At 69.3% G+C, this 23,321-nt stretch carries 23 protein-coding genes; 17 read left to right on the plus strand and 6 right to left on the minus strand.

Annotation, left to right across the window (positions count from 1 at the left end):
* Nucleotides 1-16: 16 nt before the first annotated feature.
* The 12 genes from glyA (at nt 17) to ABZS97_RS18045 (ending at nt 11,446) form a co-directional block, all read left to right on the plus strand.
* The gene (glyA, locus tag ABZS97_RS17990) at nt 17-1,285 is read left to right on the plus strand and encodes a serine hydroxymethyltransferase (protein ID WP_356138851.1); all 1,269 of its coding nucleotides are present in this window, start codon (nt 17-19) and stop codon (nt 1,283-1,285) included.
* 129 nt (nt 1,286-1,414) lie between these two features.
* Nucleotides 1,415-2,773, plus strand: a complete 1,359-nt coding sequence (locus ABZS97_RS17995) for an MraY family glycosyltransferase (protein WP_356138853.1) — start codon at nt 1,415-1,417, stop codon at nt 2,771-2,773.
* A 297-nt stretch (nt 2,774-3,070) separates the two neighbouring features.
* Entirely contained in the window at nt 3,071-3,508 is a 438-nt protein-coding gene (locus ABZS97_RS18000; RefSeq protein ID WP_356138855.1) for a hypothetical protein, read from the plus strand.
* A gap of 273 nt (nt 3,509-3,781) precedes the next feature.
* Nucleotides 3,782-4,552 carry a F0F1 ATP synthase subunit A gene (gene atpB, locus ABZS97_RS18005; protein WP_356138934.1) on the plus strand — a complete coding sequence of 257 codons (771 nt, stop codon included), beginning with the start codon at nt 3,782-3,784 and terminating at the stop codon, nt 4,550-4,552.
* A 74-nt stretch (nt 4,553-4,626) separates the two neighbouring features.
* Nucleotides 4,627-4,863 carry a hypothetical protein gene (locus ABZS97_RS18010; protein ID WP_015657805.1) on the plus strand — a complete coding sequence of 79 codons (237 nt, stop codon included), beginning with the start codon at nt 4,627-4,629 and terminating at the stop codon, nt 4,861-4,863.
* A 39-nt stretch (nt 4,864-4,902) separates the two neighbouring features.
* A complete protein-coding gene (locus ABZS97_RS18015; RefSeq protein WP_356138858.1) occupies nt 4,903-5,451 on the plus strand; it encodes a F0F1 ATP synthase subunit B in 549 nt (182 codons plus the stop codon).
* Nucleotides 5,448-6,269: a F0F1 ATP synthase subunit delta gene (locus ABZS97_RS18020; RefSeq protein ID WP_356138860.1), complete on the plus strand. Its 822-nt coding sequence runs from the start codon at nt 5,448-5,450 to the stop codon at nt 6,267-6,269. The genes ABZS97_RS18015 and ABZS97_RS18020 overlap by 4 nt, the downstream gene beginning before the upstream one ends.
* A gap of 132 nt (nt 6,270-6,401) precedes the next feature.
* Nucleotides 6,402-7,991 (plus strand): F0F1 ATP synthase subunit alpha, encoded by a 1,590-nt coding sequence (gene atpA, locus ABZS97_RS18025; protein ID WP_356138862.1) that lies wholly within the window; start codon nt 6,402-6,404, stop codon nt 7,989-7,991.
* A gap of 21 nt (nt 7,992-8,012) precedes the next feature.
* Nucleotides 8,013-8,927 (plus strand): F0F1 ATP synthase subunit gamma, encoded by a 915-nt coding sequence (locus tag ABZS97_RS18030; protein WP_356138864.1) that lies wholly within the window; start codon nt 8,013-8,015, stop codon nt 8,925-8,927.
* Complete coding sequence (gene atpD, locus ABZS97_RS18035; RefSeq protein WP_356138866.1) at nt 8,927-10,363, plus strand: F0F1 ATP synthase subunit beta; 1,437 nt, start codon at nt 8,927-8,929, stop codon at nt 10,361-10,363. Before ABZS97_RS18030 ends, atpD begins: the two co-directional genes overlap by 1 nt.
* A 125-nt stretch (nt 10,364-10,488) precedes the next feature.
* Nucleotides 10,489-10,863, plus strand: coding sequence for a F0F1 ATP synthase subunit epsilon (locus tag ABZS97_RS18040; RefSeq protein WP_356138869.1), 375 nt, complete (start codon nt 10,489-10,491; stop codon nt 10,861-10,863).
* A gap of 136 nt (nt 10,864-10,999) precedes the next feature.
* Entirely contained in the window at nt 11,000-11,446 is a 447-nt protein-coding gene (locus ABZS97_RS18045) for a DUF2550 domain-containing protein (RefSeq protein ID WP_356138871.1), read from the plus strand.
* Between the two features lie 75 nt (nt 11,447-11,521).
* On the opposite strand, the gene ABZS97_RS18050 is transcribed toward ABZS97_RS18045, so the two are convergent.
* The 3 genes from ABZS97_RS18050 to ABZS97_RS18060 all read right to left on the minus strand — a co-directional run bounded on the left by ABZS97_RS18050 (nt 11,522) and on the right by ABZS97_RS18060 (nt 15,279).
* The gene (locus tag ABZS97_RS18050; RefSeq protein WP_356138873.1) at nt 11,522-13,351 is read right to left on the minus strand and encodes a glycoside hydrolase family 18 chitinase; all 1,830 of its coding nucleotides are present in this window, start codon (nt 13,349-13,351) and stop codon (nt 11,522-11,524) included.
* A gap of 117 nt (nt 13,352-13,468) precedes the next feature.
* A complete protein-coding gene (locus ABZS97_RS18055) occupies nt 13,469-14,110 on the minus strand; it encodes a response regulator transcription factor (RefSeq protein ID WP_356138875.1) in 642 nt (213 codons plus the stop codon).
* Nucleotides 14,107-15,279, minus strand: coding sequence for a histidine kinase (locus ABZS97_RS18060; RefSeq protein ID WP_356138877.1), 1,173 nt, complete (start codon nt 15,277-15,279; stop codon nt 14,107-14,109). Before ABZS97_RS18060 ends, ABZS97_RS18055 begins: the two co-directional genes overlap by 4 nt.
* 150 nt (nt 15,280-15,429) lie before the next feature.
* Between ABZS97_RS18060 and ABZS97_RS18065 the strand changes: the two genes are divergently transcribed.
* The gene (locus tag ABZS97_RS18065; RefSeq protein ID WP_356138879.1) at nt 15,430-16,047 is read left to right on the plus strand and encodes a hypothetical protein; all 618 of its coding nucleotides are present in this window, start codon (nt 15,430-15,432) and stop codon (nt 16,045-16,047) included.
* Here ABZS97_RS18065 and ABZS97_RS18070 read toward each other — a convergent pair.
* Genes ABZS97_RS18070 through ABZS97_RS18080 form a run of 3 tightly spaced genes read right to left on the minus strand, consistent with a single transcriptional unit; the run spans nt 15,964 to nt 18,128 of the window.
* On the minus strand, nt 15,964-16,551 hold the full coding sequence (locus tag ABZS97_RS18070) for a cob(I)yrinic acid a,c-diamide adenosyltransferase (protein WP_356138881.1): 588 nt from the start codon (nt 16,549-16,551) through the stop codon (nt 15,964-15,966). The two genes, ABZS97_RS18065 and ABZS97_RS18070, sit on opposite strands and share 84 nt — an antisense overlap.
* Before the next feature lie 13 nt (nt 16,552-16,564).
* Nucleotides 16,565-17,314, minus strand: a complete 750-nt coding sequence (locus ABZS97_RS18075; RefSeq protein WP_356138884.1) for an ABC transporter permease — start codon at nt 17,312-17,314, stop codon at nt 16,565-16,567.
* Nucleotides 17,315-17,345: 31 nt separating this feature from the next.
* Nucleotides 17,346-18,128, minus strand: a complete 783-nt coding sequence (locus ABZS97_RS18080) for an ATP-binding cassette domain-containing protein (RefSeq protein WP_356138886.1) — start codon at nt 18,126-18,128, stop codon at nt 17,346-17,348.
* A gap of 98 nt (nt 18,129-18,226) precedes the next feature.
* Here ABZS97_RS18080 and ABZS97_RS18085 point away from each other — a divergent pair, with 98 nt between their 5' ends.
* The 4 genes from ABZS97_RS18085 (at nt 18,227) to ABZS97_RS18100 (ending at nt 23,216) form a co-directional block, all read left to right on the plus strand.
* Nucleotides 18,227-18,868, plus strand: a complete 642-nt coding sequence (locus tag ABZS97_RS18085) for a TetR/AcrR family transcriptional regulator (protein WP_356138888.1) — start codon at nt 18,227-18,229, stop codon at nt 18,866-18,868.
* Nucleotides 18,869-18,993: 125 nt separating this feature from the next.
* Nucleotides 18,994-19,842 carry a 3-hydroxyacyl-CoA dehydrogenase family protein gene (locus ABZS97_RS18090; RefSeq protein WP_356138890.1) on the plus strand — a complete coding sequence of 283 codons (849 nt, stop codon included), beginning with the start codon at nt 18,994-18,996 and terminating at the stop codon, nt 19,840-19,842.
* Between the two features lie 154 nt (nt 19,843-19,996).
* Nucleotides 19,997-20,320, plus strand: a complete 324-nt coding sequence (locus ABZS97_RS18095) for an STAS domain-containing protein (RefSeq protein ID WP_356138892.1) — start codon at nt 19,997-19,999, stop codon at nt 20,318-20,320.
* A 277-nt stretch (nt 20,321-20,597) separates the two neighbouring features.
* A complete protein-coding gene (locus tag ABZS97_RS18100; protein ID WP_356138894.1) occupies nt 20,598-23,216 on the plus strand; it encodes an ATP-binding protein in 2,619 nt (872 codons plus the stop codon).
* Nucleotides 23,217-23,321: the final 105 nt, after the last annotated feature.

The following is a 23,321-nucleotide window of genomic DNA, read 5'->3' on the forward strand; positions in this document are numbered from 1 at the left end:
GGCCCCGGAGCCCACCATGTCGCTCACGCATGCTCAGGAAGCCGTACGGCCCGTCGTCCCCGGGCCCGAGTTCGACGTGCTGCGGCGGCAGGACCCGGAACTCGCCGAGATCCTGCTCGGCGAGCGGGATCGGCAGTGCACGACGCTCCAGCTGATCGCCGCCGAGAACTTCACCTCGCCGGCCGTGCTCGCCGCACTCGGCTCACCGCTCGCCAACAAGTACGCCGAGGGCTACCCCGGCGCCCGTCACCACGGCGGCTGCGAGATCGTCGACCTCGCCGAGCGCGTCGCCGTCGACCGGGCGAAGGCCCTCTTCGGCGCCGAGCACGCCAATGTGCAGTCGCATTCGGGATCATCGGCGGTCCTCGCCGCGTACGCCGCGCTGCTGCGCCCCGGCGACACCGTGCTCGCGATGGGACTGCCGTTCGGCGGCCACCTCACGCACGGCTCACCCGCGAACTTCTCGGGCCGCTGGTTCGACTTCGTCGGTTACGGCGTCGACGCCGAGACCGGGCTCATCGACTACGACCAGGTGCGCACCCTGGCCCGTACGCACCGCCCCAAGGCCCTCGTGTGCGGGTCCATCTCCTATCCGCGTCACATCGACTACGCGCTCTTCCGCGAGATCGCCGACGAGGTCGGCGCCTACCTCATCGCCGACGCCGCGCACCCCATCGGCCTGGTCGCCGGGGGAGCGGCGCCCAGCCCGGTGCCGTACGCCGACGTCGTCTGCGCCACCACCCACAAGGTGCTGCGCGGCCCCCGCGGCGGCATGATCCTTTGCGGCAGTGATCTTGCCGAGCGCGTCGACCGGGCCGTCTTCCCGTTCACACAGGGCGGCGCGCAGATGCACACCATCGCGGCCAAGGCCGTCGCGTTCGGCGAGGCGGCAACTCCGGCGTTCACGGCGTACGCCCATCAGGTGGTCGCCAATGCGAGGGTGCTGGCCGACGCCCTCGGCGCGGAGGGGCTCGTGATCACCACCGGCGGCACCGACACGCACCTGCTGGCGGCCGACCCGGCGCCACTCGGCGTCGACGGGCGCACCGCCCGCGGCCGGCTGGCGGCCGCCGGAATGGTCCTCGACACCTGTGCGCTGCCCCACGGGGACGCCCGTGGCCTGCGGCTGGGCGCGGCAGCGCTGACCACGCAGGGGATGGGCGAGGCGGAGATGGTGCGGGTCGCGGCGCTGTTCGCGGCGGTGCTCAGGGACGAGGTCGACCCGGCGAAGGCGCGTGAAGAAGTGAGGGAGCTGGCCGGAAGATTTGCGCCCTATCCCGGCTGAGGCGGGGTAGGCGCACACGTGTGCACAGCCACTCGTGCAACCATCGTCGCTACCCGGAAGTCCCCAACCGTATGCGTCCCTCGCTAGGGTGTGGGGCTGAGATGGCCGGCGAGACCTGTGGGGAAGCCCGTGCGTGAATACCTGCTGACGCTCTGCATCACGGCTGCGGTGACGTACCTGCTGACAGGGCCGGTGCGGAAGTTCGCGATCGTGGCCGGAGCCATGCCGGAAATCCGGGCGCGCGACGTCCACCGCGAACCCACCCCGCGGCTCGGCGGCATCGCGATGTTCTTCGGCATGTGTGCGGGACTGCTGGTCGCCGACCACCTGCCGAACCTCAGCGAGGTCTTCGAGAAGTCAAACGAACCACGGGCCCTGCTCTCCGGGGCGGCGCTCATCTGGTTGATCGGCGTCCTGGACGACAAGTTCGAGATCGACGCCCTGATCAAGCTCGGCGGACAGATGATCGCCGCGGGCGTGATGGTCGTCCAGGGTCTGACGATCCTGTGGCTGCCGATCCCGGGCGTGGGCCTGTTCGCGCTCACCCAGTGGCAGAGCACGCTGCTGACGGTCGCGGTCGTCGTCATCACGATCAACGCGGTGAACTTCGTGGACGGCCTCGACGGTCTGGCCGCCGGCATGGTGCTCATCGCGTCGGCCGCGTTCTTCCTGTACGCGTACCGGATCTGGTACTCGTACGGCATCGAGGCGGCCGCCCCCGCCACGCTCTTCGCCGCCGTGCTGATGGGCATGTGCCTGGGCTTCCTGCCGCACAACATGCACCCCGCGCGGGTCTTCATGGGTGACTCCGGCTCGATGCTCATCGGGCTGGTGCTCGCCGCCGGCGCCATCTCCATCACCGGGCAGATCGACCCCGACGCCCTGAACCTGTTCTCCGGTTCGGAGCGCAACACCGTGCACCAGACGGTGCCCGTGTACATCCCGATGCTGCTGCCGCTGACGATCATCGCGGTGCCGGCCGCCGACCTGGTGCTCGCCATCGTGCGGCGCACCTGGCGCGGTCAGTCGCCCTTCGCCGCGGACCGGGGGCACTTGCACCACCGGCTGCTGGAGATCGGCCACTCGCACAGCCGGGCGGTGCTGATCATGTATTTCTGGTCGGCACTGATCGCCTTCGGCGCCCTCGCCTACTCGGTGAACTCGGGGGCCATGTGGATCGTGCTCGGCATCGTGGCGCTCAGCGCAGTGGGTCTCGTCCTGCTTCTGCTGCCGCGGTTCACGCCGCGTGCCCCGCGCTGGGCCGAGCACTTCGTGCCGCCGCGCTACCGGCGCCGCAGGGCGGCGGCCGCCGCCGAGGCGAGCGCGGCCTCCCTCATGGACGGGGCAGGGGAGAGCGACTGCGACGAGGAGGACGCCCGCGAGGAGCGCACCCCGGTCGTCGCGGGAGTCTCAGGAGTCAACGGGGCGACGGCAATTGGCCCGCGTTCACGATTCCTGGACGGGCGCAAGGCCGGATCGTCGCGCTGACCGCAAGGTAAGAATCTGACTAAGACATGACCTGCTCGTGGGAGTGCAAAGCCTCCCAATACCAGACAACTTGGCCTGGTTCTTGCACAGACGCGCAGCTTCACTCTCATGTGTGACACCGAGCACACCAACCAGGTAAAGACCTCATCAAATAGTTTGTGATACGGTTCACGAGAACCCGGGACAGAGCCGAAGGACCTTAAAGCGACGGTCCATTGGCGTGAGGTTCTCTCTCCACCCGGGACTACGCTCGTCCATGACGACACCCTGCCCCCTTCAGCAAGCGGAGTTGCCGCCATGCCGTCCAATGACGCCCGGAACCTTCTGCAGACCGCTGTGCCCACAGCAGCTGTCGGCGCGCTCGTCGTCGCCGTCAGCGGTGTGGTCGCCGGCGGCAAGGGGGCCATCGGCGCTGCGGTCGGCACGGTTCTGGCGATCCTCTTCATGGGGATCGGCCTTTACATCCTGCAATGGACGGCCAAAACGCTTCCGCAGCTGTTCCAGGCGATGGGGCTGATGCTCTACGTCGCCCAGCTCCTGCTGCTTCTGATCTTCGTCGCCGTCTTCAAGGACACGTCCCTCTTCAATCCGAAGGCGTTCGCCGTCGGGCTGGTGGTCGCGACCGTCGTATGGATGGCCGCGCAGGCACGTGCGCACATGAAGGCCAAGCTCTTCTACATCGATCCCGAACCCCAGAAGAGCGAGAAGTCCGAGAAATCAGGGTCTTCGTCGTGAGGGGTAGGGCCGGGATAAAGCCGTACGAGATCTCCTGCTATCGTCCGGTGCCAACTGCGGCATCGCGGGCGCGGGCATCTGAGCTGACGCCTGCTCAATCGCGAGGCTTGATGCCCCAAAGCCGCCCCCACATCCGTTTCACCAGTCCAGTGCCGACCAGCGGCTGCGCGCCGCGCCGACACAACGAGGTTGCCGTACCCATGCGTCACGCCGAAGGAGCCCGTGGTGAGTGCTGACCAGACCCAGCTCGCCTTTGAGTGGAACTGTCGGATCATGTCCGACAACGGCTGCGGCTTCCCGGCACCGGGCCTGCACTCGTTCCTCTTCCAGCCGATCGCCACGGTCGGAGGGTTCGAGTTCAACAAGGTGATGTTGCTCGCGCTCATCACCACCCTCTTGGTCATCACCTTCTTCACCCTTGCTTTCGGTAAGGCCAAGGTGGTCCCGGGCAAGCTGCAGATGGTGGGCGAGGCCGGTTACGACTTCGTACGCCGCGGCATCGTCTACGAGACGCTCGGCAAGAAGGAGGGCGAGAAGTACGTCCCTCTGATGGTCTCGCTCTTCTTCTTCATCTGGATCATGAACATCTGGTCCGTGATTCCGCTGGCCCAGTTCCCGGTCTCATCGGTCATCGCGTTCCCGATGGTGCTGGCCGCCATCGTCTACATCGTCTGGGTTTCGCTGACGTTCAAGAAGCACGGCTTCGTCGGCTTCTTCAAGAACGTCACGGGCTACGACAAGTCGCTCGGCGCCGTACTGCCGCTCGTCATGGTCATCGAGTTCTTCTCGAACCTGATCGTCCGGCCCTTCACGCACGCGGTGCGACTGTTCGCCAACATGTTCGCCGGTCACTTGATGCTGGTGATGTTCACCGTCGCCTCCTGGTACCTGCTGAACGGTGCGATGGTTCCGGCGGCCGGTGTCTCCTTCGTGATGACCGTCGTCATGATCCTCTTCGAGCTTTTCGTGCAGGCGGTCCAGGCGTACGTCTTCGTGCTCCTCGCCTGCTCGTACATTCAGGGCGCTCTCGCCGAGCACCACTGAGCATCCCTCCCGCAAGCCCCTAAGCGTCCGGTGGCCAACCCCCGCCGGTCCAAGAAACAGAAGGAAGATTCAGCATGGCTGCCACTGAGACCCTTGCCGCTGTCTCCGGTTCGCTCGGTTCCATCGGCTACGGCCTCGCCGCCATCGGCCCCGGCGTCGGCGTCGGCATCATCTTCGGCAACGGCACCCAGGCGCTGGCCCGTCAGCCCGAAGCTGCCGGCCTGATCCGTGCCAACCAGATCCTTGGCTTCGCCTTCTGTGAGGCGCTCGCCCTCATCGGCATCGTTATGCCGTTCGTGTTCGGTAAGTAATCACCTCTTACCTGACACGATTCGACGAAAGGCACTGATGTGATCGCCAACCTGGTTGCACTCGCGGCCGAGGAAGAGCAGAACCCGCTCGTCCCGGCCGGACCCGAGCTGCTCGTCGGCGCCATCGCCTTCGCCATCGTCTTCTTCTTCTTCTGGAAGAAGCTCCTCCCGAACATCAACAAGGTTCTGGACGAGCGCCGTGCGGCGATCGAAGGCGGTATCGAAGAGGCCGACGCCATGAAGGTCGAGGCCCAGAGCGTTCTTGAGCAGTACAAGGCTCAGCTCGCCGAGGCCCGGCACGAGGCCGCGCGTCTGCGCCAGGAGGCGCAGGAGCAGGGCGCCACGCTCATCGCCGAGATGCGGGCCGAAGGCCAGCGTCAGCGCGAGGAGATCATCGCCGCGGGCCACTCGCAGATCGAGGCCGACCGCAAGGCCGCCTCGCAGGCACTGCGTCAGGACGTGGGCAAGCTCGCCACCGACCTGGCCGGCAAGCTGGTCGGCGAGTCCCTCGACGACCACGCCCGCCAGAGCCGCGTCATCGACCGCTTCCTCGACGAGCTCGAGGAGAAGGCCGAGGCGACTCGATGACAGCGCACGGAGCGAGCCGCGAGGCCCTGGCAGCCGCACGTGAGCGTCTCGACGCGCTGACGGACAACACGTCCGTCGACGCGGCCGCGCTCGCGGAGGAGCTGGCCGCCGTCACCACGCTGCTCGACCGCGAGGTGTCGCTGCGTCGGGTCCTGACCGACCCGGCGCAGGCCGGCGAGGCCAAGGCCGAACTGGCCGGGCGCCTGTTCAGCGGCCAGGTCAGCGGGACGACCGCCGACCTGGTGGCCGGCCTGGTGCGCTCCCGCTGGTCGCAGTCGCGCGACCTGGTGGACTCCCTGGAGGAGCTCGCCGCCGTCGCCGACCTCACGGCCGCGCAGAAGACGGGTTCGCTCGACGACGTGGAGGACGAACTGTTCCGGTTCGGCCGGATCGTCGCCTCGAACACCGAGCTGCGCGCCGCGCTGACCGACCGTTCCGCCGCGAAGGCGGCCAAGGGCGAGCTGCTGCGCAGCCTGCTCGGCGGCCGTGCCGACGCGACGACCGAGCGTCTGGTGACGCGCCTTGTGACCGCGCCGCGGGGACGTAGCCTGGAGGCGGGACTCGAGTCCCTGTCCAAGCTCGCCGCCGACCGCCGCAACCGCATGGTCGCCGTCGTCACCTCGGCGGTCCCGCTGAGCGACGTACAGAAGCAGCGCCTCGGCGCCGCTCTGGCGAAGATCTACGGCCGTCACATGCACCTCAACCTCGACGTCGACCCCGAGGTCGTCGGCGGGATGCGGGTGCAGGTCGGCGACGAGGTCATCAACGGCAGCATCGCGGACCGACTCGAGGACGCCGGCCGCCGCATGGCCGGCTAGCAGCAACTCAATACGCGTTACAGCAATACGTAGTGCTTACGGCCCTGGTTGGGCCGTGCAGAGGATTCCTGGGGGCTGACCCCAGACCCCCCAAGAAAACTTCGGGCCCAACAAGGAGAGCAGGGAACCCAGATGGCGGAGCTCACGATCCGGCCGGAGGAGATCCGGGACGCGCTGGAGAACTTTGTCCAGTCGTACAAGCCGGACGCGGCCTCGCGCGAGGAGGTCGGTACGGTCACCGTCGCCGGCGACGGCATCGCCAAGATCGAGGGCCTGCCCTCGGCCATGGCGAACGAGCTGCTGAAGTTCGAGGACGGAACCCTCGGTCTCGCCCTCAACCTTGAGGAGCGCGAGATCGGTGCGGTCGTCCTCGGCGAGTTCAGCGGTATCGAGGAGGGCCAGCCGGTGCAGCGCACCGGTGAGGTGCTGTCCGTCGCGGTCGGCGAGGGCTACCTCGGCCGTGTCGTCGACCCGCTCGGCAACCCGATCGACGGCCTCGGCGAGATCGAGACCACCGGACGCCGCGCCCTTGAGCTGCAGGCCCCGGGCGTCATGGTCCGCAAGTCGGTGCACGAGCCGATGGAGACGGGCTACAAGGCCGTCGACGCGATGACCCCGATCGGCCGTGGCCAGCGTCAGCTGGTCATCGGCGACCGTCAGACCGGCAAGACCGCGCTGGCCGTCGACACGATCATCAACCAGCGCGACAACTGGCGCTCGGGCGACACGAAGAAGCAGGTCCGCTGCATCTACGTCGCCATCGGTCAGAAGGGTTCGACCATCGCCTCCGTGCGTGGCGCCCTCGAAGAGGCCGGCGCGCTGGAGTACACGACCATCGTCGCCGCCCCGGCGTCCGACCCGGCCGGCTTCAAGTACCTTGCGCCGTACACCGGTTCGGCCATCGGTCAGCAGTGGATGTACGAGGGCAAGCACGTCCTCATCATCTTCGACGACCTCTCGAAGCAGGCCGACGCCTACCGCGCCGTGTCCCTGCTGCTGCGCCGCCCGCCGGGCCGTGAGGCCTACCCGGGTGACGTCTTCTACCTGCACTCCCGTCTGCTGGAGCGCTGCGCGAAGCTCTCCGACGACCTGGGCGCCGGTTCGATGACGGGTCTGCCGATCGTCGAGACCAAGGCGAACGACGTGTCGGCGTTCATCCCGACCAACGTCATCTCCATCACCGACGGCCAGTGCTTCCTGGAGTCCGACCTGTTCAACGCCGGCCAGCGTCCGGCCCTGAACGTCGGTATCTCGGTCTCCCGTGTCGGTGGCTCCGCCCAGCACAAGGCGATGCGCCAGGTGTCCGGCCGGCTCCGCCTCGACCTCGCCCAGTACCGCGAGCTGGAGGCGTTCGCCGCCTTCGGTTCCGACCTGGACGCCGCGTCGAAGGCCCAGCTGGAGCGCGGTCAGCGTCTGGTCGAGCTGCTCAAGCAGGCTCAGTACCAGCCGATGGCGACCGAGGACCAGGTCGTCTCCATCTGGGCCGGCACCACCGGCAAGATGGACGACGTACCGGTCGCCGACGTCCGCCGCTTCGAGAAGGAGCTGCTGGAGTACCTGCACCGCAAGGAGCAGGGCCTGCTGACCTCCATCAAGGAGGGCGCGAAGATGTCGGACGACACCCTCACCGCCATCGCGGACGCCATCGCGGACTTCAAGAAGCAGTTCGAGACCTCGGACGGCAAGCTTCTCGGCGAAGACGTTCCGGCCGCGGCCAAGTGACGTAAGGAAGGGACCTGACTCATGGGAGCCCAGCTCCGGGTCTACAAGCGTCGCATCCGATCCGTCACCGCGACCAAGAAGATCACCAAGGCGATGGAGATGATCGCCGCCTCGCGTGTCGTCAAGGCGCAGCGCAAGGTGGCGGCCTCCGCGCCGTACGCGACCGAGCTCACCCGCGCGGTCACGGCGGTCGGCGCCGGTTCGAACACCAAGCACCCGCTGACCACGGAGGCGGAGACGGCGACCCGTTCCGCGGTGCTGCTCCTGTCGAGCGACCGCGGACTGGCCGGCGCCTTCAACTCCAACGCCATCAAGGCCGCCGAGCTGCTGACGGCGCGCCTTGAGGCGGAGGGCAAGGAGGTCGACACGTACATCGTCGGCCGCCGCGGTCTGGCCCACTACCACTTCCGCGAGCGCAAGGTCGTGGAGTCGTGGTCGGGTTTCACCGACGAGCCCACCTACGCGGACGCGAAGAAGGTCGCGGGTCCGCTGATCGAGGCCATCGAGAAGGAGACGGCGGACGGCGGCGTGGACGAACTCCACATCGTCTACACCGAGTTCGTCTCGATGATGACGCAGACGGCCATCGACGGCCGACTGCTGCCACTGCGCCTCGAAGAGGTTGCGGAGGAGGCGCCCAAGGGCGAGATCCTTCCGCTGTACGAGTTCGAGCCGTCGGCCGAGGACGTCCTGGACGCCCTGCTGCCGCGGTACGTCGAGAGCCGTATCTACAACGCGCTGCTCCAGTCGGCTGCCTCCAAGCACGCCGCCACGCGCCGCGCGATGAAGTCGGCGACCGACAACGCGGGAGACCTGATCACCTCTCTCTCCCGTCTTGCCAACGCGGCCCGCCAGGCCGAAATCACCCAGGAAATCAGCGAGATCGTCGGTGGCTCCGCAGCCCTGGCCGACGCGACCGCGGGGAGTGACAAGTAATGACGACGACAGTTGAGACGGCCGTTGCCACGGGCCGCGTCGCCCGGGTCATCGGCCCGGTCGTCGACGTGGAGTTCCCCGTCGACGCGATGCCGGACATCTACAACGCCCTTCACGTCGAGGTGGCCGACCCGGCCAACGCCGGCGAGAAGAAGACGCTGACCCTGGAAGTCGCCCAGCACCTGGGTGACGGCCTGGTCCGCACGATCTCCATGCAGCCCACCGACGGTCTGGTCCGCCAGGCCGCGGTGAGCGACACCGGCACGGGCATCACCGTTCCCGTCGGTGACTTCACCAAGGGCAAGGTGTTCAACACCCTCGGTGAGGTGCTGAACTCCGAGGACAAGTACGAGGGCGAGCGCTGGTCCATCCACCGCAAGGCCCCGCGCTTCGACGAGCTCGAGTCGAAGACCGAGATGTTCGAGACCGGCGTCAAGGTCATCGACCTTCTCACCCCGTACGTCAAGGGTGGAAAGATCGGTCTGTTCGGTGGTGCCGGTGTCGGCAAGACGGTGCTCATCCAGGAGATGATCTACCGCGTCGCCAACAACCACGACGGTGTCTCCGTGTTCGCCGGTGTCGGTGAGCGCACCCGTGAGGGCAACGACCTCATCGAGGAGATGTCGGACTCGGGCGTCATCGACAAGACCGCCCTTGTCTTCGGCCAGATGGACGAGCCCCCGGGCACCCGTCTCCGTGTGGCCCTGGCCGGTCTGACCATGGCGGAGTACTTCCGCGATGTGCAGAAGCAGGACGTGCTGTTCTTCATCGACAACATCTTCCGCTTCACGCAGGCCGGTTCCGAGGTCTCGACCCTGCTCGGCCGTATGCCCTCCGCGGTGGGTTACCAGCCGAACCTGGCCGACGAGATGGGTCTCCTCCAGGAGCGCATCACCTCGACCCGTGGTCACTCGATCACCTCGATGCAGGCGATCTACGTCCCCGCGGACGACCTGACCGACCCGGCCCCGGCCACCACGTTCGCCCACCTCGACGCGACGACGGTTCTCTCCCGTCCGATCTCCGAGAAGGGCATCTACCCGGCCGTGGACCCGCTGGACTCCACGTCCCGCATCCTGGACCCCCGCTACATCGCTGCGGATCACTACACCACCGCGATGCGCGTCAAGTCGGTCCTGCAGAAGTACAAGGACCTCCAGGACATCATCGCGATCCTCGGTATCGACGAGCTGGGCGAAGAGGACAAGCTCACCGTCCACCGTGCCCGTCGCGTGGAGCGCTTCCTGTCCCAGAACACCCACGTCGCCAAGCAGTTCACCGGCGTCGACGGGTCGGACGTTCCGCTGGACGAGTCGATCACGGCCTTCAACGCGATCATCGACGGCGACTACGACCACTTCCCGGAGCAGGCGTTCTTCCTGTGCGGTGGCATTGAGGACCTCAAGGCCAACGCCAAGGAGCTCGGCGTTTCCTGAACCACGTGTTCGTGAGGGGGGCGGGGCCGCACCTCGCGGGGTGCGTCCCGTCCCCCTCCGTACGCCTATTAGACTTTGACCCAACACCCGGCATTACCGCCGGGTGGTGACCCGAGGAGCCCACCTTGGCTGCTGAGCTGCATGTCGAGCTCGTCGCCGCGGACCGCAGTGTGTGGTCCGGCGAGGCCACCCTGGTCGTCGCGCGTACCACGTCCGGCGACATCGGCGTCATGCCCGGTCACCAGCCGCTGCTCGGTGTGCTGGAGTCGGGCCCGGTGACCATCCGTACGAGCGACGGGAGGACGGTCGTCGCCGCAGTGCACGGCGGTTTCATCTCGTTCGCCGACAACAAGCTGTCGCTGCTGGCCGAGATCGCCGAGCTGTCGGACGAGATCGATGTCCAGCGTGCGGAGCGGGAGCTCGAGCGCGCGAAGGCGGAGGGCGATGCCGCCGCCGAGCGCCGCGCGGACGTCCGCCTGCGTGCGGTGGCGGTGCGCTGACCCCAGCGCACGGAATGATGTGACTCAGCCGCGGCCGGGACTGGATAAAACCAGACCGGGCCGCGGCTGAGGCGATGCGGGTGCTTTTTTCCGTTTCATTACCTGCTTTACCTAGGAGACGAGGAGGTCGGTGTCGATGGTCCTCGCTCTGACTGTGTGCGGGTTGGTAGTGGCGTTCGTCGCGGTGGGGCTGTTCGTCTTCGGCCTCCGCCGCCGGCTGATCCAGCGCTCGGGCGGCACGTTCGACTGCAGCCTGCGCTGGGACGTCCCCAAGGACAGCGACACCAACGGCAAGGGCTGGGGCTACGGAGTGGCCCGCTACAACGGCGACCGCATCGAGTGGTACCGCGTCTTCTCCTACGCCCCCCGCCCGCGCCGCGTCCTTGAGCGCTCGGCGATCGAGGTCGCGGGCCGCCGCGCCCCCGAGGGCGAGGAGGAGCTGGCGCTGCTCTCCGACGCGATCGTCCTGGCCTGTCTGCACCGCGGCACGCGCCTCGAACTGGCGATGAGCGAAGACGCGCTGACCGGATTTCTCGCGTGGCTGGAGGCAGCCCCGCCCGGACAGCGAGTGAATGTGGCGTAGCCACATTCACTCGCTGGGTGGGGGTCCCCCCGGACGAAGTCTGGGGGAGCGTCAACGTTGCTTAGCTGTCAGCCCTTAGTTCAGGCCGCTGTTGATGGCGCTCACCAGCTCGCCGTTGCTGGTGTCACCGCTGAACTCCCAGAAGAACGCGCCGCCCAGGCCCTGGTTCTTGGCCCAGGTCATCTTGGTGCCGATGGTGGCCGGGGTGTCGTAGCTCCACCAGTTGCTGCCGCAGTGCGCGTACACCGTGCCGGCGATGGTGCTGGTGGCCGGGCAGGACGTCTTGAGGACCTTGTAGTCCTCGATGCCCTGCTCGTAGGTGCCGGCCGCCGGACCCGTGGCCGTGCCGCCCGGGGCGTCCTGGGTGACGCCGGTCCAGCCCCGCCCGTAGAAACCGATACCGATCAGCAGCTTCTTCGCGGGGACGCCCTTCGCCTTGTACTTGGCTATCGCGTCGGCCGTGGTGAACCCGGCCTTCGGGATGCCGCTGTAGGAGGTGAGCGGGGAGTGCGGGGCGGTCGGGCCCTGCGCGTCCCAGGCGCCGAAGAAGTCGTACGTCATCACGTTGTACCAGTCGACGTACTGTGCGGCGCCCGCGTAGTCGGCGGCGTCGATCTTGCCGCCGCTGGAGCCGTCGGCGGTGACGGCCGAGGTGACGAGGTTGGAGGACCCGAACTTCGCCCGCAGCGCGGACATCAGGTTCTTGTACGCGGCGGCTCCGCTGGTGTCACAGCTCAGCCCGCAGGCGTTCGGGTACTCCCAGTCGATGTCGATGCCGTCGAAGACATCGGCCCAGCGCGGGTCCTCGACCAGGTCGTAGCAGGACTGCGCGAAGGCCGCCGGGTTGGCCGCGGCCGCGCCGAAGCCGCCGGACCAGGTCCAGCCGCCGAAGGACCAGATCACCTTGAGGTTCGGGTACTTGGCCTTCAGTTCGCGCAGCTGGTTGAAGTTGCCGCGCAGCGGCTGGTCCCAGGTGTCGGCGACGCCGCTGACCGACTGGTCGGCGGTGAACGCCTTGTCGTAGTCGGCGTAGGAGTCGCCGATCGCGCACTTGCCGCCGGTGACGTTGCCGAAGGCGTAGTTGATGTGCGTGATCTTCGCGGCCGACCCGGACGTCACCAGGTTCTTGACGTTGTAGTTGCGTCCGTAGATGCCCCACTCGGTGAAGTAGCCGAGCTTGACGTTGCTGCCGCCGGTGGGCGGCGGGTCCGTGGTGCCGCCGGTGGTGTGCACGGCGACCGAGCCGCTCACCGGTCCTGTCTGGTCGGCGGTGTCACGGGCCTGCACGGTGTAGGAGTAGTCGGTGCCGGCGGTCAGACCGGTGTCGGTGTACGACGTCGAGGTCACGGTGGCGACCTTGGTTCCGCCGCGCAGGACGTCGTAGTTCTTGACGCCCTTGTCGTCGGTGGCCGCGGTCCAGCTGAGCTTCGCCGAGGTGTCGGTGATGGAGGACGCGGTCGGAGTACCCGGCGCGGTGGGTGCGCTGTCGCCGGGGACGGTGCCGCCGCCGTCACAACTGCCGCCGTTCAGCTTGCAGTTGGAGGGCGAGCCGGGGCCCGCGCCGTTGAAGCCGAAGGAGATCGAGGCGCCGGGGGCGAGGGTTCCGTTCCAGGACTTGTTCTTGGCGGTCCAGTGGGTGCCGGAGGACGTGACGTCCGCGTCCCAGGCCGAGGTCACGGACGTACCGGAGGGGAAGTCCCACTCGACCGTCCAGGAAGCGATGCTGGTGGTGCCGGTGTTCTTGACGGTCCACTTGCCTTCGAAGCCGGTGCCCCAGTCCTGGGTCTTGGCGTACGTGGCGGTGGCCGCGGTGTCGGCGTGCGCGGGGCTCGCGAGGCCGACCAGGGCGGCGAGCGGGAGCAGGAAGGTGCTGAACCCTGCCACGGCTCTGTGTCTGAAGCGCATGCCGCGCCTCCTCGGGGGTGTAGGGGACCTGACTGAGCCATCAGGTCCACAGTGCCGCGAGAATAGAAAGGTCTGGACCAGAGGTCAATAGGTCTGGACCAGTGCGCTGGTCGGGCTTCAGACACCCAACTCTTGTGCCAGCACGGCCGCTTGCACCCGGCTGCGCAGCTCCAGCTTCCCCAGCAGGCGGCTGACGTGCGTCTTCACCGTCGCCTCCGCCATGTCGAGCCGCCGCGCGATCTCCGCGTTGGAGAGCCCCTCGCCGAGGCAGGACAGCACCTCGCGCTCCCGCCGGGTCAGGGCGTCCAGGACGGTCGGATCGGCCGTCGGCTCGCGGACCGGCTTCGCCGCGAACTCGGCGATCAGCCGCCGGGTGACGGCTGGGGCGATCATTCCGTCGCCGCCCGCGACCGTGCGCACCGCGGCGATCAGGTCCTTCGCCTCCGTGTCCTTGAGCAGGAACCCGGAGGCGCCCGCGCGCAGCGCCCCGAAGACGTACGCGTCGAGGTCGAAGGTGGTGAGCACGAGGACGTCCGCGAGGTGCTCGTCGACGACCTGGCGGGTGGCGGACACCCCGTCGAGGCGCGGCATCTGGATGTCCATCAGGACGATATCCGGCCGAAGTTCACGCGCGAGGGCCACCGCCTGCTCGCCGTCCGCCGCCTCCCCGACCACCTCGATGTCGAGGGCGCTGCGCAGGATGAGGACGAGCCCGGCCCGTACGGCGGACTGGTCCTCGGCGACGAGCACACGGATCATTCGGCTGCTCCTTCGGTGAGGGGGAGGGCGGCGCGTACGGCCCACAGCGCGCCGTCGGGACCGGCGGCGAGGGTGCCGCCCAGCAGGGTGGCCCGCTCGCGCATCCCGACGAGACCGGCGCCGGATCCGGGGGCGCGCGGGCCGTCCCCGTGGCCGTACGGGCTGGTGACCCGGACGTCGAGCACATCGTCCCGCTGGGCGAGGGTGACGGTGACGCGGCCCGGGCGGGCGTGCTTGAGGGCGTTGGTCAGGGACTCCTGGACGATCCGGTAGGCGGCGAGTTCGACGGGTGCGGGGACCCGGCCGTGGTCGGTGTCGAGCCGGATGTCGAGGCCGTTGGCGCGGGCGCCCTCCACCAGTGCGGCGAGTCCGTCCAGGGTGGGGACCGCGGCGGGTTCGCGGTCGTTGCCCCCCTCGCGCAGGATCCCGATCAGCCGGCGCATCTCGGCAAGCCCCTCGACGCTGTTCTCGCGGATGACGGCGAGGGCGTCCTTGGAGGTCCTGGGGTCGTCGAGCGACAGCGCGGCCGTGGAGTGGATGGCGATCGCGGACAGGTGGTTGGCGACCATGTCGTGCAACTCCCGTGCCATCCGGGCGCGTTCGGCCGTCACGGCCTGGGTGCGGTCCATCTCGGCGAGCAGCGCGGTCTGTTCGGCGCGCAGCCGTTCCGCGACGGCGGTGTCGCGGTGGTTGCGGACGATCCAGCCGGTGGCGGCGGGGGTGAAGGTCACCAGGCCGGTGAACGCCCCGATCAGCAGCCCCTCCGGCTTCCGCCACGCGGCGACGGGCCAGACGGTCCCGATCACCGTGATCAGACCGGTGATCCAGGGGATGCGCCGGGCCGCTCCGGGCGAGCCATACAGCACGGCCGCGTACACCAGGTCGGTGAACATCACGATGGTGGCCAGGTTGCCGCGGGTCAGCAGGTCGGCGACCAGGGCGACCGTGCCGATGAGCAGCGCGGTGCGCGGCCGCGTACGGCGCATGAGCTCGCAGCCGGCTGTGATGACCAGCGGCACGAGCACCGCCCAGCCCGCGTCGACGAGCGCCATCGGATCGTCGGGACCCCGGCTGTAGAGCCCGACACCCCACAGGAACAGTCCGCCGAGCAGTCCCCCGACGGCGATGCGCACGTCGTCGCGGTGCGGGCGGGGGAGACGGTCGGCCATGACTCCATCCAACACGGCACACCGGCACCCCGCCTGATGCCCGGGGACGGTCCGCGGCTACATCGAAGGATGCAGTCCGACCTCGTCACCGCCGACGACGAATCCGCCCGCCGCCCGCGCGAGCCTGGAAGGGCGAGAGAGGAGCGAACCGTGATCGTCGGACTGATCATCGCCTGCGAGGTGGGCTTCTGGGTGCTGCTGGCGGCGGGCCTCGCCGCCCGCTACCTGCTGAGGCTGCGCCGGACCAGTGTGGCCCTGCTGCTGTGCGAACCGCTGCTGGAGGTCGTGCTGTTCGTGGTCACCGCGGTCGACCTCAAGGGCGGCGCCGACCCGGACTGGAAGCACGGTCTCGCCGCCGTCTACATCGCCTTCACCCTGGTCATGGGGCACCGCACGATCAGGTGGGTCGACGCGCACGTCGCCCACCGCTTCGCGGGCGGCCCACCGCCGGTCCGGCCGCCGAAGTACGGCACGGCCCGAGCCGTCCACGAGTGGCGGACCGCCGGGCGGTGGATCCTCGCCTCGGCGCTCGCCGCCGGACTGCTCCAGGCCGCGATCTGGTACGTCGGAGGGGACGGCGACACCGGCTCGCTGCGCCAGTGGCAGTCGAGGATGGTGTGGCTGATCGGCATCAACGTGGTGATCGCCGTCAGCTACACCGTCTTCCCCAAGCGGGCTCCGGCGTCAGCGCTCCCCGCCGGGGACCCACAACACGTCCCCGACGTCCTTGTTCGCCGTACGGGCAAGAATGAAGAGCAGATCCGATAGCCGGTTGAGGTAGGTCGCCGTGAGCGGATTCATACCGCCGCTCTTTCCTTCGGTGCCGTGTACTTCCATGGCCGCCCAGGTCGAGCGCTCGGCCCGGCGCACGACCGTGCACGCCTGGTGCAGCAGTGCCGCGCCGGTGGTGCCGCCGGGCAGGATGAAGGAGCGGAGCTTCTCCAACTGCTCGTTGAAGCGGTCGCAGTCCGCCTCCAGCTTGTCGATGTAGAACTGCTCGACGCGCAGCGGCGGGAACTCGGGGTTCTCGGCGACCGGCGTCGACAGGTCGGCGCCCACGTCGAACAGGTCGTTCTGCACCCGGGTGAGGACCTTCACGACCTCCTCGTCCAGCCCGCCGAGCGCGATCGCCGTGCCGATCACCGCGTTCGCCTCGTTGGCGTCCGCGTACGCCGAGATCCGCAGATCGGTCTTGGCGACCCGGCTCATGTCCCCGAGGGCGGTGCTGCCCTGGTCGCCGGTCCTGGTGTAGATGCGCGTCAGATTGACCATGTGTCCAGCGTAGTTACGCTCCGGCCCTGCGGAACACACGTGTGCCCACCGTCACGGCGAGTCCCGCGAAACCGACGGCGACCAGGACGCCGTACAGCATGTGATCGGTCGTGTACGAGCCGACGTAGGCGTCCCGCATCGCGTCCACGACATAGCGGAACGGCACGAAGTGGGAGAGCACGTCGAGCCAGCCGGGGGCCAGGGTCATCGGGAGCATCAGGCCGGACAGCAGCATGGAGGGCATCGCCAGCGCGTTGATGGTCGGGCCGAACTCCTGCGGCGTATGCATCCGCATGGCCAGCGCGTACGACAGTGAGGCGAGCGAGACCGTCAGCAGCGCCACGAACGCGAAGCCGATCAGGATGCCGGCCAGCGGTGCCCGCAGGCCCATGACAATGGCGGCCAGCACCAGGAGCACCGCCTGGAAGACGAAGACCGCGGCGTCGCGCAGGACCCGGCCGAGCAGCAGCGCCAGCCGGCTCACCGGCGTGACGCGCATGCGCTCCACCACTCCCTGCCCCTTCTCCAGAATAATCATGAAGCCGGCGAACAGGGCCCCGAACAGGACGAGTTGGAGCAGAAGCCCCGGGACCAGCACCTGCCAGGAGCCGGCCCGGGTCCCGAGCGGCAGACCGGTCAGCAGGGGACCGAAGAAGAGCAGGTAGAGCAGCGGCATCAGGACGCCGAAGAGCATCGCGAAGCGGGAGCGCAGGGTCTGGCGGGCATACCGCTCGAAAATGAGCGCGGTGTCGTGGAGAAGCATCTCTGAGGGGTTCCTCTGCGGTTTGTGCGGCTTATACGGCTACGGGGGTGGAGTCGGCCGGCGCAGGGCCGCGGCCGGTGATCGCGAGGAACGTGTCCTGGAGCGTCGCGTCGATCGAGCCGGCGTGGGCCAGCTTCAGCGCGCTCGGCGTGCCCTCGGCGACGACCACTCCCTTGTCGACGATCACCAGGCGGTCGGCGAGCGCGTCCGCCTCGTCGAGGTAGTGGGTGGTGAGGAAGACCGTGGTGCCGTGCTCGGCGCGCAGCCGGCGGACGAGGTCCCAGAGATCGGCGCGGCTCGCCGGGTCCAGCCCCGTCGTCGGTTCGTCGAGGAACAGCACCGCAGGGCGGTGGGTGAGGCCCATCGCGATGTCGAGGCGGCGTCGCTGGCCGCCGGAGAGCGCGGACGTCCTGCGGTCGAGCAGCTCGGTCAGGTCCAGCTCGTGCGCCAACTCCTCGGTGCGCTCGTTCGCCTGAGCCTTCGTCAGGCGGTACAGCCGCCCCTGGGTGACCAGTTCCTCCCGGACGCTCACGCTCGGGTCGACGCCACCGGACTGCGCCACGTAACCGCAGGCGCGCCGCACCCCGGCCGGATCGCGGACCAGGTCGCAGCCCGCGACGGTGGCCGCGCCCCCGGTGGGGGCCAGCAGGGTGGTGAGCATGCGGAGGGTGGTCGTCTTGCCCGCGCCGTTCGGGCCGAGGAAGCCAAGGATCTCGCCCGGGCGGACGGTCAGGTCGATGCCGCGCACGGCCTCCACGGGGCCGCGTTTCGTCTGGAAGGTACGGGCCAGTCCGGCCGTACTGATGATTGCCATGCGCCCCAGAAAAACAGAGTCGCTGAAAATTTGCAATGACACCAAAAAATAAAGTCACCCCAAATCTTCAGCGGGCCCAGCGAAGCTACGATGGCCGCATGGCAGAAGGGCTCAGGGAGCGGAAGAAGCGGCAGACCCGGCAGTACATCTCGGATGTCGCCACGGGCCTGTTCCTGGAGCGCGGGTTCGACGCGGTGACGATCGCCGAGGTCGCCGAGGCGGCCGACGTCTCCGTCAACACCGTCTACAACTACTTCCCCGCCAAGGAGGACCTCTTCCTCGACCGCTCCCGGGGCGTCGTCGACCGGCTCGCGCGCTGGACACGCGCCCGCGGCAAGGGCGAGTCGGCCGCCGCCGCCGTGCTGCGGGAACTGCGCGACGAGGTCCAGGCGGTCTCGCCGCGGCTCGGACTGATGGACGGTTACGCCCGCTTCATGCAGGTCATCCACGACGCCCCCGGGCTGCGCTCCCGTTTGTGGGCGATCGGTCAGGAGGTCCTGATCAACTTGGAGGAGGCGCTGCGCGAGGAGACCGGCGCCCCCGCCGAGGATCCGATGCCGGGTCTGATCGCCGGCCAGATCAACTGGGTCCACCAGACGGTCATGGCCACCATCGGCCGCGAGATGATGGCGGGTCGCAACCCGGACGAAGTGTCACGCGAGGTGCTTTTGCTCCTCGACGACATGGAGGGCCTGCTGAGCGAGAAGGTCCTCAACTACGCGGTGCGGGACGCGGGGTGAGCCATCCGGTGTGATGTCCGTCAGTTGAGACGTGACGCGCATTACTTACCGGTCACACAGCACTTCACGAGCGCTAGTGTCCGCCCGAGAGGCAGTCATCAGCGGAGCGTCAGGGGAGTCGCACAGTGGCACGGAAGCTTGCCGTCATCGGAGCCGGACTCATGGGGTCCGGTATTGCCCAGGTCTCCGCGCAGGCGGGCTGGGACGTCGTGCTGCGCGATGTCACCGACGAAGCGCTGAGCCGGGGCCTCGACGGCATCAAGGCCTCGTACGACAGGTTCGTGGCCAAGGGCAAGCTCGAAGGCGCCGACGCGGACGCCGCGCTCGCACGCATCACCACCACGACCGACCTCGACGCGGTCGCCGACGCCGACATCGTCGTCGAGGCCGTCTTCGAGAAGCTCGAGGTCAAGCACGAGATCTTCCGGACGCTCGACAAGATCGTCCGCGAGGACGCCGTACTCGCCTCCAACACCTCCGCCATCCCGATCACCAAGATCGCGGCGGCCACCGAGCACCCCGAGCGCGTCGTCGGTGTGCACTTCTTCTCGCCGGTCCCGATGATGCAGCTCGTCGAGCTGGTCCGCGGCTACAAGACCAGCGACGAAGCCCTCGCCACCGCGCGGGCGTTCGCCGAGTCCGTCGGCAAGACCTGCATCGTCGTCAACCGCGACGTGGCCGGCTTCGTGACGACCCGTCTCATCTCCGCGCTCGTCGTCGAGGCGACGAAACTGTACGAGTCGGGCGTGGCGAGCGCCGAGGACATCGACCTCGCCTGCAAGCTGGGCTTCGGCCACGCCATGGGACCCCTGGCGACGGCCGACCTGACCGGCGTCGACATCCTGCTGCACGCCACCGGCAACATCTACACCGAGACCCAGGACGAGAAGTTCGCCCCGCCGGAGCTGATGCGCCGGATGGTTGACGCCGGTGACATCGGCCGCAAGAGCGGGCAGGGCTTCTACAAGCACTGAAACCGCACACGCCTCTGGGGCATCACCCCATGAGGTGAATTCGGTATCGGTTCGCTTACGGACGGCAACCTCTGCACCCTTCGGGCAGTCAGACGGTGCACTACAGAGAAACGCAGACCGACACGGAGTACGAGAAGCACTCTCGGGGAGCGATATGTACATCAGGGGCGACCACGTCGAGCTGGTCGTCGGGGGCCGCCTCGACGTCCGCAGCGCGGCGGACGCCCGTTCGGTCCTGCACACGGCCGTCGACGACGGAGCCGGCGACCTGGTGCTCGACCTGTCCGAGCTGGACTCCTGGGACGCCACCGGCCTCGGTGTGATCATGGGGGCCCACCGGCGGGCCGGGCGGTGCGGCCGACGGCTCGTGCTGCGCGACGTACCGCCGCAGATGCAACGCCTGCTGGTCGCCACCCGGCTGCACCGGATCCTCGCGATCGAGGGCGGCATCGGCGTGGAGTCGCTGCCCCGGGTGTGAACCCGAGGGCCGGGGGAGACCCGGGCGTCTCGGGAGTGACACGCAGGTCACGCACAATCCTCACGAAGCTGTGACGTCTCGGACGGCGCGGTACCCCGGCCGTTCGGAGATACTGTGCGAAGGTTTAGGGTTCGGCTGCCCGCCGCCCGACAACCCTTGAGCGGGCACCGGACCAGAAGCGACAGCGCAGTGTGCAGCAAGGCCGGGAGGGGCCAGAAACCTGCCGTCGGACTCCCGGCGACAGGACCGCACACGACGCTTTTGGGGGGCTTGGAACATGGACCCGAACAACCGGGGACCCGAAGAGTACGGCCATGACGACGACGGCCAGGCGCCCCGCGCGCGCCCGCCACGTGAACAGGCGACATCCGACTTCGGCCAGCACACACCCGCACTCGCCCGCACCGTCCAGCTCGTCTCGGGCGACTTCCTGCTGACCGTCAATCCCGTCGACGGCAGCGAGATCGAGGTCTGCCCGCCCGGCGAGCGGCCCGAGCGGCCGGTCAGGTACAGCGCCGCGGAGCGCACCGAACTGGCCCGCGCGGCCCAACCGCCCGTACCGCCGGGCGCGCCACTGCCCCGACTGCCGCTCCTGGACCGCCAGGACGAGCGCGAGCGGCTCGTACGTCTCCTCGCGCGCGGGCGCTCCGTACGGCTGACCGGGCCCGCGGGCTCCGGCCGCACCGTGCTCCTGGACGCCGTCGCCGACGACTGCGCGGACCTCGCGCCCGACGGCGTCGTACGCCTGTCCGGGTACCGGCGCACCGCGAACGACCTGCTGTACGACCTCTTCGCCGCAGTGCACAACGCACCGCTGTACCGGCCGGAACGGGACGAACTGCTCCGGCTCGTCCACGAGATCGGCGCGGTCGTCGTCCTCGACGACGTGGAGTTCGGCGCCGGCGCGCTCGACGAACTGCTCGACGCCACCCCCGAGTGCGCCTTCCTGATCAGCGCCACGCCCGACGTTCCGGCGCCGTCCGCCGAGTCGCTCCTCGAAGAGGTCTTCCTCGGCGGCCTCGACCGCAGCGGCGGCCTGGAACTCCTGGAGCGCGCCGTCGGACGCGTGCTCACCGAGGACGAGTCGAACTGGGCGGGCGACCTCTGGTTCGAGTCCGAGGGGCTCCCGCTGCGCTTCGTGCAGGCCGGGGCGCTGCTGCGACAGCGCGACCAGCTGCGCGCCGACCCGAGCGCCTTCGACGAGTTCGGCTACCTCGGGGACGCCCCCGTCGGCCCGTCGTCCATAGACACCTCCATAGGCACGGCCGCCGACACACCCGTCGACGCGCCCTTCGAAGCCGACGCCGAGGACGCCGTACCCCTGCCCTCGCTCGCCGAGGGCGCCGCGCCCGCCGCCCTGCTGGCGTCCCGGCTCAGCGAGTCGGCGCGCGCCACCCTGAAGTTCGCGGTCGCCCTGGGCGGCGAGGTCCCGCACCAGGCGCACCTGCCCGCGCTCGTCGGCGACACCCACGCGGACGCCGCCCTCGCCGAACTCGCCAGCTGCGCGCTGGTCTCGCCGGTCGGCTCCCGCTACCGGCTCGCGGCCGGTGTGCAGGCCCAGCTGGAGGCCGCCGGGTACGCAGGCGAGGTCGCCGACCGTGCGCTCGCCGCCGCCCGGCACTACACCTGGTGGGCCGGGCACCCCTCGGTCACCCCGGAGCGGGTCTGCGCCGAGGCGGACGCCGTCCTCGCCGCGCTGACCGTGCTGGTGCCGCTCACCACGGCCCCGCTGGACGGTGAGGAGGAGAGCCCCTCCGTCGAGCTGGCCCGCACGGCCGCGCCCGCCTTCGCCGCGGGCCTGAACTGGAGTGCCTGGGAGCGCTCGCTGCGTTCCGGGGCCGAGGCGTCGAGGCTCGCCGGTGAGGTCGCCGACCAGGCCTACTTCCACCACGAACTGGGTGTCCTCGCGCTCTGCGGCGGCCGGCTCGACCGGGCGCGCGCCGAGTTGGAGGCCTCCATCGGGCTGCGCGGCGCGCTCGCCGACAAACGCGGCACCGTCGCCGGACGCCGGGCGCTCGCACTGGTCGCCGACCGCTCGGGCGCCGTCACCCCGCCCGGCGGACAGACCGCCGCGGGCGAGGAGGTGCCGGACGCGCGGTACGAGGAGTCCGCGTCGCCCCCGGGAGGCGTACCGGCCGCGTTCGGTGGACCCGCCGCCTTCGGTGGGCCCGCCTCGTTCCCGCCCGCCGAACCGCCGCCCGTCCCCGCGACGCTGGTCACGCACCGGTCCGAGCCGGGCCCCGGGCCGCAGCGCGAGGGCATGCGGGGCCGCCTGGTGAGCGGCACCCGGCGCAACCTGGCTGCCGCGGGCGCGGGCGCGCTCCTGGTCGCCGTGCTCGGCACCGTCGTGGGGCTCGGCATGACGTCCAACAACGACCAGGACCCCTCCGACAAGGTCGGCGTCAACCCGTCGGCCAGTCAGGGCACCGACGACGACAGCCTGGGCGCGGACAAGCCGAAGAAGGACAGCGACGGCGGCGGTGGCGGGGGTGCGTCGAGCACGCCCACCGACCCGGGCCCGGACGGCTCGTACGGCACCTCGGACGATCCGACGCCGACGAAGAGCACGCAGCCGTCGGACGACCCGAGCGGGACCAAGAGCCCGAGCGGTACGACGAGGCCGCCGAGCACGTCCAGGCCGCCGTCGACGTCGAGGCCGCCCACCTCGCCTCCGCCGTCGACGTCGAGGCCGCCGAGCAGTCCGCCGGCGACCTCCACGCCGCCGAGCAGTCCGCCGGCCAGCTCCACGCCGCCGGCGTCGTCGAGCACGCCGTCGACGTCGGACTCCGCCAGCGGGCCCGCGTCGAGCGCTCCGGGGAGCAGCTCGGCCAGCGCTCCGAGCAGCAGCGCCGCCGAGACGCCGAGTGGGTCGACGAGTACCGCGTCGGTGATCTGAGCGCAGGAAAACGAGAGGGCCGGGTCCGATCACGGACCCGGCCCGCGCGCGGTTGCACCCGTCCGAACAGGCGCAGGTTGTCGTCCTCGATGCCGCGCACGGCGG

Source organism: Streptomyces sp. NPDC005485 (genome assembly GCF_040606085.1).
GTDB lineage: Bacteria > Actinomycetota > Actinomycetes > Streptomycetales > Streptomycetaceae > Streptomyces.